Genomic DNA, 13,331 nt, shown 5'->3' with positions numbered 1-13,331 from the left:
CTCCCGCATGGTGCGCGCTCCGGCTCCGGCCGGATGGCTGCCCCACTGTCGCTGACCACCCGGGACGAGTCAATTGCGGGCACAACCACCGATCGGGTGATTCGTCCCATCGGCCCGCGGGCCTGCTCATATGAGCAAAGAACGCTACGAGTGTTGCGATGCGCGCGGACCGTGCCTACTGTGGGACGACGGGAGAGGAACCGCATGATCGAGTCGGACGAGCTGCTGTCCATCCGCGCCGCCGAGCTGTACTACGAGGAGGACAAGACCCAGGACGAGATCGGGTCGATCCTCGCGCTCACCCGCTGGAAGGTCGGCCGGCTGCTGGCGCAGGCCAAGGCCTCCGGGTTCGTCCGGATCGAGATCGTCCACCCCCGTGCGCGCCGGCTGCCGGTCGAGCGTCGGCTGCGCGAGACCTGCGGCCTGTCCGACGCGATCGTGGTGTCCAGCTCGGGCGTCGACGACCAGGACGAGCTCCAGTCACGCACGGCGCAGGCTGCCGCCGACTACCTCGCCACCCTGCGCCCGGTCCCCCGCACCCTCGGGATCAGCTGGGGTCGCACGCTGGACGACGTCTCGCGGCACCTCGAGGACGGCTGGGCCGGGGGCGTCGACGTCGTGCAGATCAACGGTGGCGTCAGCCTCAACCGTCGGGCGGGCACCGCGGCGTCCACCGCCGTCACCATCGCGCAGAAGGCCGGCGGGCACGCCACGCTGCTGCCGAGCCCGGCGATCCTCGAGCGGCTGGAGACCAAGCGCGCCATCGAGTCCGACCGCGCGGTGGCCGCCGTCCTCGACCTCGCCGCGAGCGCCGACGCCTACCTGTTCAGCGCCGGGGCGGCCGACGCGAGCTCGGTCCTCGTCGACAGCGGCTACCTGACCCCCGACGACGTCGCGGGGCTCGTCCGCCGCGGTGCCGTCGGCGACGTCGTCGGCCGGTACGTCGACGCCTCCGGAGCCATCGTCGACGAAGGGCTCGACGAGCGGACCATCGGCCTCCCGCTGGAGCGCCTGCGCGCGGCCCAGCTCAGCATCGCCGTCATCGCGGGGGCGGCCAAGCACGCGGTCGCCGACGCGGTCGTCTCCAGCGGCCTCTGCACGGTGCTGGTCACCGACGAGCAGACCGCCACGCACCTCATCGAGAAGCACACGAACAGCGAGGACCCTTCATGACAGGCACCCAGATCGTCCCCGGGGAGCGCGCCGTCGCTCTCCTGGGCGGCGAGGCGAACGACGCCAACCTGCGTCGCTACCTGCACGGCATCCCCGGGGTCGACGCGGTCGGGCTGGAGCAGCGCGCCGCGGGGCTCGGGACGCGCTCGATCAAGACCACCTCGAAGGCGTGGGCGCTGGACCGGATCATCGGGTTGGTCGACCTGACCACGCTCGAGGGTGCGGACACGCCCGGCAAGGTGCGCTCGCTCGTCGCCAAGGCGGTCACGCCCGACCCGGCCGACCCGAGCTGCCCGCGCGTCGCGGCGGTCTGCGTGTACGGCGACATGGTCCCGCACGCGGTGCAGGCGCTCGGCACGGCGCACGGCGACCCGGACCAGGGCAAGATCGCGGTCGCGGCCGTCGCCACCGCGTTCCCGAGCGGTCGCTCGTCACGGTCGATCAAGCTCGAGGACACCGCCGACGCGGTGGCCGCGGGCGCCGACGAGATCGACATGGTCATCGACCGCGGGGCGTTCCTCGCGGGCCGGTACGGCCAGGTCTACGACGAGATCGTCGCGGTCAAGGAGGCCTGCCGCCGCGCGGACGGCACCTACGCCCACCTCAAGGTCATCCTCGAGACGGGTGAGCTCAACACCTACGACAACGTCCGCCGCGCCTCGTGGCTGGGCATCCTGGCGGGCGGCGACTTCATCAAGACGTCCACCGGCAAGGTCGCCCCGGCCGCGACGCTGCCGGTCACGCTGCTGATGCTGGAGGTCGTGCGCGACTGGCACCGGCTCAGCGGCGACAAGGTCGGCGTGAAGCCGGCCGGGGGCATCCGGGCGTCGAAGGACGCGATCAAGTACCTGGTGACGGTCGCCGAGACGGTCGGGGAGGAGTGGCTGACGCCGCACCTGTTCCGGTTCGGCGCCTCCAGCCTGCTCAACGACGTGCTGCTGCAACGCCAGAAGATGACGACCGGGCACTACTCCGGCCCCGACTACGTGACGATCGACTGAAGGGCCCACAGATGTCATTCCTCGAGTACGCCCCGGCGCCCGAGTCGCAGGCGATCCTGAACCTGCGCAGCGAGTACGGCCTCTTCATCGACGGCGAGTTCCGGTCGGGTGGCGGCAAGCCGTTCGCCTCGATCAACCCTGCGACCGAGAAGCACATCACGACGATCTCGACAGCGTCGGCAGACGACGTCGACGTGGCCGTCGCCGCCGCCCGCAAGGCCTATGACAGGGTCTGGTCCCGCATGTCCGGCGCCGACCGCGGCAAGTACCTGTTCCGCATCGCACGCCTGGTGCAGGAGCGCAGCCGTGAGCTGGCCGTCGCCGAGAGCCTGGACAACGGCAAGCCCATCAAGGAGAGCCGCGACGTCGACGTGCCGCTGGTCGCGGCCTGGTTCTTCTACTACGCGGGCTGGGCGGACAAGCTCGACCACGTCGGCCTGGGCGCCGCCCCCGCCCCGCTCGGCGTCGCCGCGCAGGTCATCCCGTGGAACTTCCCGCTGCTCATGCTGGCGTGGAAGATCGCCCCGGCGCTCGCGGCCGGCAACACGGTCGTGCTCAAGCCGGCCGAGACCACGTCGCTGACCGCGCTGCTGTTCGCCGAGATCGTGCAGCAGGCCGACCTGCCGCCCGGCGTCGTCAACATCATCACCGGCGCGGGCGAGACCGGCGCCGCGCTCGTCGGCCACGGCGACGTCGACAAGGTCGCGTTCACCGGGTCGACGTCGGTCGGCCGCGCGATCGCGAAGTCGGTCGCGGGCACGAACAAGAAGCTGACCCTCGAGCTCGGCGGGAAGGCGGCGAACATCGTGTTCGACGACGCGCCCATCGACCAGGCCATCGAGGGCATCGTCAACGGCATCTTCTTCAACCAGGGCCACGTCTGCTGCGCGGGCAGCCGCCTGCTGGTCCAGGAGTCGGTCCACGACGAGGTCATCGACCGGCTCAAGACGCGCCTGTCGACGCTGCGCCTGGGCGACCCGCTGGACAAGAACACCGACATCGGCGCGATCAACAGCGCCGAGCAGCTCGAGCGGATCCGGTCGTTGAGCGACGTGGGCGAGGCCGAGGGCGCCGAGCGGTGGACGGCTGCGTGCACCATCCCGGACAACGGGTTCTGGTTCGCACCGACGATCTTCACCAACGTGTCCACCAGCCACCGGATCGCCCGCGAGGAGATCTTCGGCCCGGTGCTCAGCGTGCTCACGTTCCGCACGCCCGCCGAGGCGATCGCCAAGGCGAACAACACCCCCTACGGCCTGTCCGCGGGCATCTGGACCGACAAGGGCAGCCGCATCCTGGCCGTCGCCGACAAGCTGCGCGCCGGCGTCGTCTGGGCCAACACGTTCAACCGGTTCGACCCGTCCAGCCCGTTCGGCGGCTACAAGGAGTCCGGCTACGGCCGCGAGGGTGGCCGCCACGGCATCGCCGCGTACCTGAAGACCGCGGCCCCCACGGCCGTCACCGCCCCGGCGAAGCGCACGCCCATCACCAAGGGAGCCAGCAAGTGACCCGCCTCGCCGTCCCCAAGACGTACAAGCTCTACATCGGCGGGGCGTTCCCGCGCAGCGAGTCGGGTCGCACCTACGAGATCGTGAGCGCGAAGGGCGCCTTCCTCGCCAACGCCGCGAAGGCGTCCCGCAAGGACGCCCGCGACGCGGTGGTCGCCGCCCGCGCGGCCGTCGGCGGCTGGTCGGGTGCCACCGCGTACAACCGCGGTCAGGTCCTCTACCGGATCGCCGAGCTCCTCGAGGGCCGGCGGGCGCAGTTCGTCGCCGAGATCGTCGACGCCGAGGGTGTGACCGCCGCGGCTGCGAACGCCCAGGTGGACACGGCCATCGACCGCTGGGTCTGGTACGCGGGCTGGACGGACAAGTACGCGCAGGTCGCGGGCAACGCCAACCCCGTGTCCGGCCCGTACTTCAACATCTCGGTCCCCGAGCCGACCGGCGTCGTCGCGATCATCGCGCCGCAGGACTCGTCGCTGCTCGGGCTCGTGTCCGCGGTCGCTCCGGCCCTGGTCGCCGGGAACACGGTCGTCGTCGTCGCGTCGGAGAAGCTCCCCCTGTCGGCCATCAGCCTGTCCGAGGTCCTCGCGACGAGCGACGTGCCCAAGGGCGTCGTCAACGTGCTCACGGGCTCGCCCGCGGAGATCGCCCCCTGGCTGGCCAGCCACCAGGACGTCAACGCCCTCGACCTGGTGGGCGCGGGCGCCCTCGACTGGATCGACCTGCAGATCGCCGCAGCCGACACCCTCAAGCGGGTCCTGCCCCCGGAGAACGGCCCGGACGCTGCCGCCCCGTCGCTCGACCGCATCACAGCCTTCGTCGAGACGAAGACGGTCTGGCACACGAAGGGCCTGATCTGACCCGTCGACCGATCAGACCCCGGTCGCGAGAACGCCATGGGGCGCGTCACCCACTGCGATGGCGTGCCCCATGGCGTGCTCGGACAGGGTCTACGCGCGGTGGCGACCGCCCCGCGCGGACGCGTACGCCGGGCGGATGACCTGGTCGATCAGCGCGGAGCGCTCGTCGTGGTGCAGGAACGAGTGCGCCGCGGCAGTGACCGCCACGTCGCGCAGGTCGACGAGCTCCCAGCCGGCCTCCTCGACGAGCAGCGTCAGCTCGCGGGTCATGGACGTGCCGGACTGCAGCCGGTTGTCGGTGTTGACCGTCACGGCGAAGCCGAGGTTCCGCAGGCGGGTGACGGGGTGGGTGGCCACCGACTCGGCGGCCCCCGTCTGCACGTTCGACGACGGGCACAGCTCCAGCGGGATGCGACGGTCGCGGATCCAGTGCGCGAGCGTGCCCAGCCGGTCGCCGAGCTCGTCGGTCGTGATGTCCTCGACGAGCCGCACGCCGTGCCCGATCCGGCAGGCGTGCGCGACGTGCACGGCCTCCGCGATCGACTCCACGCCGGCTGCCTCGCCGGCGTGCACGGTGGTCGGGAAGTCGGCCTCCGCGAGCGTGCTGAACGCGCTGGCGTGACGCGAGGGCGGGAACCCGTCCTCGGCGCCGGCGATGTCGAAGCCGACGACGCCGTTGTCGCGGTTCTCCAGGGCGAGCGCGGCGATCTCGTCGGCGCGGTCGGCGTGCCGCATCGCGGTGATGAGGGTCCCGATCCGGATCGAGCGTCCCGCGGTGGCCGCCTCGGCGATGCCCTCCGCGAAACCGGCCTGCACGGCGTCGACCACCTGCTGGAGGGTCAGCCCCTTCGCGAGGTGCTGCTCGGGCGCGTACCGCTGCTCGGCGTAGACGACGCCGTCGGCGGCCAGGTCGATCGCGGACTCGCGGGCGACCCGGCGGAGCCCCTCCTCCGTCTGCATGACGGCGACGGTGTGGTCGAACGTCTCGAGGTAGCGCTCGAGCGTCCCGGAGCTGGCGGCCTCGACGAACCAGCGGCCCAGCTCGTCGGGATCCGTCGCGGGCAGCTCGTGGTCGATCTCGGCGGCGAGCTCGATGATCGTCGCCGGCCGCAGCCCGCCGTCCAGGTGGTCGTGCAGCACGACCTTGGGCAAGGTCGGGATCAGCGCGACGAGTGCGGCCGTGGGGTCGGTGGCCTCGATCGGGTCGCTGGGGGCGTCAGCCACCGAGGGCTCGGAGGGGGAGGTCATGGGCTCACCGTACCGGGACGGATCGCCAGGAAGCGGATCAGGTGTCAGCATCCTCATCATCGGCGGGCACCTCGGTGTCCTGCTCGACCACGTCCGCCTCGTCGGCACGGCCGTCACGGTCCGCGCGCGCGAACCCCGGCTCGTACTCCTCGGGGTCGTCGGACTGGTCCGTGTCGTCGGTCAGGCTCCGCGGACCGTCCGGGTCCACCGGCGCGAGGCCGGCGTCCTTCCAGGCGTCACTTCCGGGCACGGTGCTCATCGCTCCATCGTGCCCCCGTCCGAGCGCCTCCGCGAGGGATCAGGCGTCGATGCGGTCGATCACGAGAGGCCGGACGGGCACCACGGTGCCCTCGGGGGCGACGACGACCGCGCCGGCGAGCGCGTCGAGCGCACGACCGAACCGGTCCGGGGTGTCGGTGTGCAGCGTCATCAGCGGCTGGCCGGCCCGCACGGTGTCCCCGGGCTTGGCGTGCAGCTCGACGCCCGCACCCGCCTGCACCGGGTCCTCCTTGCGCGCGCGTCCCGCACCGAGCCGCCACGCCGCGATGCCGACGGCGTAGGCGTCCACCTCGGCGAGCACCCCGTCGGTGTCCGCGAGCAGCTGCGACGTCTCCCGGGCCACCGGCAGCGTCGCGTCCGGGTCGCCGCCCTGGGCGGCGATCATCCGCTTCCACGCGTCCATCGCCCGCCCGTCCTGGAGGGCGGCTGCCACGTCCTGGCCGGGTCGCCCGGCCGCGGCGAGCATCTCCTCGGCCAGCGCGACGGTGAGCTCGACGACGTCCGCCGGTCCCCCGCCCGCGAGCACCTCGACGGACTCGCGGACCTCCAGCGCGTTCCCCGCGGTGAGGCCCAGCGGCGTCGACATGTCGGTGAGGAGCGCGACGGTCCGGACCCCGGCGTCGGTGCCGAGCGCGACCATCGTGCGGGCCAGCTCACGCGCACGGTCGACGTCCTTCATGAACGCCCCCGACCCCACCTTGACGTCGAGCACGAGCGCACCGGTGCCCTCGGCGATCTTCTTGCTCATGATCGAGCTCGCGATCAGCGGGATGGCCTCGACCGTGCCGGTCACGTCGCGCAGCGCGTAGAGCTTGCGGTCGGCGGGTGCGAGCCCCGACCCGGCCTGGCAGATGACCGCGCCCACGTCGTCGAGCTGCGCCATCATCTCGTCGTTGCTGAGCGCGGCCCGCCAGCCGGGGATCGACTCGAGCTTGTCCAGCGTGCCGCCCGTGTGGCCGAGTCCGCGGCCGGACAGCTGCGGGACGGCCACCCCGAACACCGCGACGAGCGGCGCGAGCGGCAGCGTGATCTTGTCGCCCACCCCACCGGTCGAGTGCTTGTCCGCGGTCGGCCGCGACAGCCCGGAGAAGTCCATCCGCTCGCCACTGGCGATCATCGCGGCGGTCCACCGGGCGATCTCGGCACGGTCCATGCCGTTGAGCAGGATCGCCATGTTCAGCGCCGACATCTGCTCCTCGGCGACGACCCCACGCGTGTACGCGTCGATGACCCAGTCGATCTGCGCGTCGGACAGCCGGTGCCCGTCACGCTTGGCGACGATGACGTCGACGGCGTCGAACGACTCGCTGCTCATGCGCGTTCCTCCAGGTCGGCCGGCCCGAAGGCGTCGGGAAGCACCTCGGTCATCGGCTTGACGCCGTGCGTCGTCTCCACCAGGAGCCGCGCTCCCCCGTGCTCCCAGAGCAGCTGCCGGCACCGACCGCAGGGCATGAGCACGTTGCCGTGCTTGTCGACGCACGTGAACGCGACCAGCCGCCCGCCGCCCGAGACGTGCAGCCCCGAGACCAGCGCGCACTCGGCGCACAGCGTGACCCCGTAGGAGGCGTTCTCCACGTTGCAGCCGACGACGACGCGGCCGTCGTCGACCAGCGCCGCGGCCCCGACCGGGAAGTTCGAGTAGGGCGCGTACGCCTTGTGCATGACCTCGGTGGCCGCGGAACGCAGCGCTTCCCAATCGATGTTCACAGTGCTCACTTCGTGTAGGGGATGCCTTCGGCGGCCGGCGGGCGCACCCGTCCGACGAGCCCCGCGACCGCGAAGATCGTCACGACGTAGGGCGTCATCAGCATGATCTGGCTGGGGATCGGCGTCTGGATGATGCTCAGCTGGAGCTGCAGGTTGTTGGCGAACCCGAACAGCAGAGCAGCCGCCAGCGCCCCCTTCGGGCTCCACCGGCCCAGGATCATCGCGGCGAGCGCGATGTACCCCTTGCCGTTGGTCATCTCCTTGCCGAACGCCAGCCCCGCCGCGACGGTGAAGAACGCCCCGCCGAGTCCGGCCACCGCGCCGCCGAGCACGGTGGCGCGCAGGCGGGTGCGGTTGACCTTGATGCCGACGGTGTCCGCCGCCTTCGGGTGCTCGCCGACCGACCGCAGCCGCAGGCCCCAGCGGGACTTGAAGACCATGATCTGCAGCAGGATCACGACGACGTACATGATGTAGACGAGCGCCGTCTGGCGGAACAGCACCGGCCCGAGGATCGGGATCTGCGAGAGCACCGGGATGCTGATGACGGGCAGGCCCGGAGGGTTGTTCCAGGTGTCCGGGTTCTCCTTGAGCACCGTGGAGAACAGGTAGCTGGTCACGCCGATGACCAGCACGTTCAGCACGACGCCGACGATGATCTGGTTGACCACGTACTTGATCGAGAACAGCACCAGCAGCAGACCCACCAGGGCGCCGGCGACGGGTGCGGCGATGAGGCCCGCGTACGCGCTGCCGGTCAGCGTGGCGACGACGGCCGCGAGGAACGCGCCGCCCAGCAGCTGTCCCTCGATGGCGATGTTGATGATGCCGGACCGCTCGCAGAGCAGACCCGCCAGCGCACCGAACACCAGCGGGATCGCGAGGAACAGCGAGCCCTGCAGCAGCCCGGTCAGCGGGAGCCCGCTGTCCTTGCCGGCGACGGCCCACACGAGGAACGCGAACACCATGAGGAACCCGTAGGTGATCGGCAGCCAGGCGCCGGCCTTCTCCCGTCGACGGGTCTCGTAGAACGACACCCCGGCCAGGGCGAGCGCCGCGAGGCACAGGATGATCGCGGTCAGCTTCGACGGCACCGAGAACGGCGTGAACTGGATGAAGTCACGGGGGGTCGAGACGGCGAACGTGCTGGTCTCGCCGCTCGGCCCGAGCAGCCCGAACACGACGAGGCCGACCAGCGCGACCACCGCGTACGCGATCGGTGCGTGCCACTTGATCGGGGGCAGGACCGGCTGGGCTGCGGGACGGGCGGACGCCGGCGTCGTCGCGTCGATCGTGGGGGCGCTCATGCGCTGACCTCCTTCGCTGCGACGGGGACGACCGGCTTCGGGGCTCGAGGCGTGTCGGGTGACGGCAGTCGGAACACCGACCGGACGAGCGGCGGGGCCGCGATGAACAGGACGATGAGCGACTGCACGACGAGCACGATGTCGATCGGGGTGCCGGTGCGGGCCTGCATGACCACGCCGCCCGCGCGCAGGGCGCCGAACAGGATGCCGGCCAGGACCGTGCCCAAGGGCTTGGACCGACCGAGCAGGGCGACCGTGATGGCGTCGAACCCGTAGCTCGCCGCGACCCCGGCGGTCAGGACGTGCTCCGTGCCGAGCACCTGCGCGGAACCGGCGAGCCCTGCGAACGCACCGGCGGTGAGCATGACCCACACGTAGGTCGCGTTCACCGAGATGCCGGCGGTGCGCGCGGCTTGCGGGTTGGACCCCACGGCGCGGAACCGGAAGCCGATGGTCGAGCGCTCCATCAGCCACCACGTGAACACCGCGGCGGCGATCGCGACCAGGAAGCCGGCGTGCAGGCGGTAGCCGCTGCCCAGCAGGAGCGGGTAGGACGCGCTGTCCGGGATCGGCGGGCTGACCGGGTTGTTGCTGCCCGGGCGCTGGAACGCGTCGAGGCTCAGCAGGTACGCGACCAGGTAGATCGCGATGTTGTTGAGCATGATCGTGACGATGACCTCATGGGCACCCGTGCGCGCCTTCAGCACACCCGCGATGCCCGCCCACAGCGCACCACCGAGCGCGGCGCCGAAGACGCACAGCAGCAGGTGCACGAACGGCGGGAGGTCGAACGTGAACCCGATGTACCCGGCGAAGATGCCACCGAGGATGATCTGGCCCTGGGCACCGATGTTGAACAGGCCGGCGCGGAAGCCGATGCCCAGACCGAGTCCGGCCAGGATCAGCGGCGTCGCGACGGTGAGCGTCTCGGTGAAGGGGCGGACCGCACGGCCCAGCTCCTCGGCCCGCGGGTCGTAGATCGCCCCGGCGAACAGCGCCGCGTAGGCCTCCGAGACCGCGGTCCAGGCGGCGGAGATCAGGTCGCTGGGCCGGGAGAAGAAGTAGCTCGCCGTCGCCTGCACCTCGGCGTCGGCCGCGGCGATGAGCAGCCCACCGAGGATCAGCGCCAGCACGATGGCCAGCAGGGACACGAGCCAGCTGCTGGTCAGCATCTCGTGCAGGATGCGGCGACCGCCGTCGGGCTCCTGCGTCGGTTCGGCCACACCGGTCTGGCCGGGGGGCGGCACCGCGGCGTCGGGCAGCGGGACCGGCGGCTGGCTGCTCACAGCTGCTCCTCCTCGGGAGTTGTCGCGTCGGCGGTGAGGTCCAGCTCCCCGAGCGTCGTGTGGTGCTCGGCGGCCTGGCGCACGGCGTCCTCCAGCGGCACGCCCGCCATCATCAGGCCCAGCACGTCGCGGTCGGTCCCGCCGGGCACGTCGCCGACGATCCGCCCGCGGTACATGACGAGGATGCGGTCCGCGAGCGCGAGCACCTCGTCGAGCTCCGTCGACACGATGATCACGGGGGTGCCGTTGTCGCGCTCCTGCACGATCCGGGAGTGCACGAACTCGATCGAGCCGACATCCAGGCCGCGGGTCGGCTGCGACGCGATGAGCAGGCGCAGGGGCCGCGACATCTCCCGCGCCAGCACGACCTTCTGCTGGTTGCCGCCCGAGAGGGTGCTCGCGTGCGCGTCGATCGAGCCGGTGCGGACGTCGAACTCGGCGATCCGCTTCTCCGCGTTAGCGCGGACGGCCGCGGGCTTCAGCGCGACTCCCTTCGCGAAGGGCTCGTGCCGGTGCAGGTCGAGGATGAGGTTCTCCGCGATGGAGAAGTCCGCGATCACCCCGTCGGTCGAGCGGTCCTCCGGGACGAACCCGAGGCCCGCGTCGAGCACGTCCTTGACCGACTTGCCCACCAGCTCGACACCGTCGAGCCGGACGGACCCGGCGACCGGCGCCTGCAACCCGAGCATGACCTCGGTGAGCTCCGTCTGGCCGTTGCCCTGGACCCCGGCGATCGAGACGATCTCGCCGCGAGCCACGTCGAACGAGATGTCATCGAGCTGACGCACGCCCGCGTCGTCGATGACCGTGAGGTTGCGGACCTGGACCGTCGCCTCGCCGGGCTCCGCCGCGGTGCGCGCGACCCCCAGCGACACGGACCGGCCGACCATGAGCGAGGCGAGCTCGGTCTCCGTGGACGTCGGCTCGGCGCTGCCGACCACCTTGCCGCGCCGGATGACCGTGATCCGGTCCGCGACGGCGCGCACCTCGCGCAGCTTGTGCGTGATGAAGACGATCGACGTCCCGGTCTCCTTGAGCTGGCGCATGATGGCGATCAGCTCGTCGGTCTCCTGGGGCGTGAGCACGGCGGTGGGCTCGTCGAGGATGAGGACCTTGGCCTGCCGGGACAGCGCCTTGATGATCTCGACGCGCTGCTGGACGCCGACGGGCAGGTCCTCGATGTACGCGTCCGGGTCGACGTGGAACCCGAACCGGTCGGAGATCTCCTTGACCCGGCGACGCGCCTCGGGAAGGTCGATCAGCCCGCCGCCGCGCACGGGCTCGTGGCCCAGGACCACGTTCTCCGCGACGGTGAACACGGGGACGAGCATGAAGTGCTGGTGGACCATGCCGATGCCGGCGGCCATCGCGTCGCCGGGCCCGGCGAACGTCACTGGCGCGTCGTCGACGAGGATCTGCCCCCCGTCGGGGTCGTACAGCCCGTAGAGCACGTTCATCAGCGTGCTCTTGCCGGCACCGTTCTCCCCGAGCAGCGCGTGGATCTCACCGGGCTCCACGACGAGGTCGATGTGGTCGTTCGCGACCAACGACCCGAAGGTCTTGGTGATGCCCTGCAGCTCCAGCTTCACCGGTCGTCTCCCTCGACGTCACGACTGTCCTCAGACACTATCCATCCCCTCGCGAGGTCGGTGCTGGACAAGCCGACGGCCCGGGCGCTGGGCCCGGGCCGTCGGCCTGCTGGCGTGCTGGATCAGCTGGGCGTCGCGTCGGACTCCACCGTGATCTCACCGGAGATGATCTGAGCCTTGAGCTCGTCGATCTTCGTCACGACGTCCGCGGGCACCTTCGACTCGAAGTCGTGCCACGGCGCCAGGCCGAGGCCCTCGTTCTCCAGCGTGCCGACGTACGCCTCGGAGCTGAAGTTGCCGTCGACGGCCTCGCTGATCGTGTCGAAGACGGCCGGGCCGATCTCCTTCATGACCGAGGTCATGACGATCGGGCCGTACTCGGTGGTCTCGTACCAGTCGGCGTCGACGCCGATGATCGCGACGTTGCCGGCCGCCTCGGCGACGGACGCGGTGCCGATACCGACCGGGCCGGCGACGGGCATGATGATGTCCGCGCCCTGGTCGATGAAGGACTGGCCGATGTTCTTGCCGTCGTCCTGGCTGTCGAAGTTGCCGGCGAAGACACCCTGCTGGGTCGCCTTGTCCCAGCCGAGGAGCTGGACCGAGCCGCCGTTGTCCTCGTTGAACTTGGCGACGCCGTCGGCGAAGCCGTCCATGAAGATCGTGACGGACGGGATCTGGATGCCACCGAAGGTCGCGACCTTGCCGGTGGTGGACGTCGCCGCGGCGGCGTAGCCGGCGAGGTAGGCGGCCTGCGCGGTGTCGAACAGGATCGGCTTGCCGTTCTCCAGGGTCACGGGCGCGAAGTCCGCGTCGGAGAACGAGCTGTCGACGAGCGCGAAGTTGACGTCCGGGTTGGCCTCGGCGGCCGCCTGGATCGGGTCCTCGAGAAGGAAGCCGACGCCGATGATCAGGTCGCAGTTCTCGGCGACGAGACCATCGATGTTCGGGGTGTAGTCGGTGTCGGAGGCGGACTCGACGTGAGCCTCCTCGATCCCGAGCTCCTCGACGGCACGCGTGAGGCCCTCGAAGCCGGACTGGTTGAACGACTTGTCGTCGAAGCCGCCCGCGTCCGAGACCATGCACGCCTTGAAGTCGACGCTGGCGGCGGTCTCGCCGCCGGTCGTCTCCTCGGTCTCCTCCGGTGCACTGCCACACGCCGCAAGCGCAAGGGCGACCGCCCCGCCGAGCGCGGCCACTCGAATGATCTTCTTCACGCGACTCTCCTGAATCTCGTCAGCAGCCGGTCCGGCTGGGCCGACCGTGCGGGTGGCACGACGGTGTGCCACCACAAGGTCTGGGGCTGCCCGGCATTGATTCTCGGACCATAACGACCAGGACGTGTCGCGCAGGTTACCGGTGGGTATCCGCCCAGG

The 13,331-nt window shown here is 71.0% G+C and carries 12 protein-coding genes; 4 read left to right on the top strand and 8 right to left on the bottom strand.

All coding sequences use genetic code 11. From position 1 onward, the window contains the following. Window positions 1–204: 204 nt before the first annotated feature. The 4 genes from ASF78_RS14495 to ASF78_RS14480 are packed head-to-tail and all read left to right on the top strand — an operon-like array spanning window position 205 to window position 4,539. On the top strand, window positions 205–1,173 hold the full coding sequence (locus ASF78_RS14495) for a sugar-binding transcriptional regulator (RefSeq protein WP_056590618.1): 969 nt from the start codon (window positions 205–207) through the stop codon (window positions 1,171–1,173). Continuing rightward, window positions 1,170–2,174, top strand: coding sequence for a deoxyribose-phosphate aldolase (gene deoC, locus ASF78_RS14490; RefSeq protein WP_056590615.1), 1,005 nt, complete (start codon window positions 1,170–1,172; stop codon window positions 2,172–2,174). Before ASF78_RS14495 ends, deoC begins: the two co-directional genes overlap by 4 nt. Before the next feature lie 11 nt (window positions 2,175–2,185). Beyond that, complete coding sequence (locus ASF78_RS14485) at window positions 2,186–3,682, top strand: aldehyde dehydrogenase family protein (RefSeq protein WP_056590612.1); 1,497 nt, start codon at window positions 2,186–2,188, stop codon at window positions 3,680–3,682. After that, window positions 3,679–4,539, top strand: a complete 861-nt coding sequence (locus ASF78_RS14480) for an aldehyde dehydrogenase family protein (protein ID WP_056590610.1) — start codon at window positions 3,679–3,681, stop codon at window positions 4,537–4,539. Before ASF78_RS14485 ends, ASF78_RS14480 begins: the two co-directional genes overlap by 4 nt. Window positions 4,540–4,629: 90 nt before the next feature. Here the strand turns inward: ASF78_RS14480 and ASF78_RS14475 are convergent, their stop codons facing one another. The 8 genes from ASF78_RS14475 to ASF78_RS14440 all read right to left on the bottom strand — a co-directional run bounded on the left by ASF78_RS14475 (window position 4,630) and on the right by ASF78_RS14440 (window position 13,172). Beyond that, on the bottom strand, window positions 4,630–5,787 hold the full coding sequence (locus ASF78_RS14475; protein ID WP_082495066.1) for an adenosine deaminase: 1,158 nt from the start codon (window positions 5,785–5,787) through the stop codon (window positions 4,630–4,632). 37 nt (window positions 5,788–5,824) lie between these two features. Further along, on the bottom strand, window positions 5,825–6,046 hold the full coding sequence (locus ASF78_RS14470; RefSeq protein ID WP_056590607.1) for a hypothetical protein: 222 nt from the start codon (window positions 6,044–6,046) through the stop codon (window positions 5,825–5,827). Window positions 6,047–6,085: 39 nt separating this feature from the next. Next, window positions 6,086–7,381 carry a thymidine phosphorylase gene (locus ASF78_RS14465; RefSeq protein ID WP_056590604.1) on the bottom strand — a complete coding sequence of 432 codons (1,296 nt, stop codon included), beginning with the start codon at window positions 7,379–7,381 and terminating at the stop codon, window positions 6,086–6,088. Further along, window positions 7,378–7,773 (bottom strand): cytidine deaminase, encoded by a 396-nt coding sequence (locus tag ASF78_RS14460; RefSeq protein ID WP_056590601.1) that lies wholly within the window; start codon window positions 7,771–7,773, stop codon window positions 7,378–7,380. Before ASF78_RS14460 ends, ASF78_RS14465 begins: the two co-directional genes overlap by 4 nt. A gap of 5 nt (window positions 7,774–7,778) precedes the next feature. Continuing rightward, entirely contained in the window at window positions 7,779–9,080 is a 1,302-nt protein-coding gene (locus tag ASF78_RS14455; RefSeq protein WP_056590597.1) for an ABC transporter permease, read from the bottom strand. Continuing rightward, a complete protein-coding gene (locus ASF78_RS14450; protein WP_056590594.1) occupies window positions 9,077–10,366 on the bottom strand; it encodes an ABC transporter permease in 1,290 nt (429 codons plus the stop codon). The genes ASF78_RS14455 and ASF78_RS14450 overlap by 4 nt, the downstream gene beginning before the upstream one ends. After that, window positions 10,363–11,955, bottom strand: a complete 1,593-nt coding sequence (locus ASF78_RS14445; protein WP_056590591.1) for an ABC transporter ATP-binding protein — start codon at window positions 11,953–11,955, stop codon at window positions 10,363–10,365. The genes ASF78_RS14450 and ASF78_RS14445 overlap by 4 nt, the downstream gene beginning before the upstream one ends. A 122-nt stretch (window positions 11,956–12,077) precedes the next feature. Next, complete coding sequence (locus tag ASF78_RS14440; RefSeq protein WP_056590588.1) at window positions 12,078–13,172, bottom strand: BMP family protein; 1,095 nt, start codon at window positions 13,170–13,172, stop codon at window positions 12,078–12,080. Between the last annotated feature and the right edge of the window lie 159 nt (window positions 13,173–13,331).

Origin of the sequence: Cellulomonas sp. Leaf334 (assembly GCF_001424195.1) — a bacterium.
Lineage (GTDB): Bacteria > Actinomycetota > Actinomycetes > Actinomycetales > Cellulomonadaceae > Cellulomonas.
This window is presented reverse-complemented; position numbering and strand designations above follow the sequence as displayed.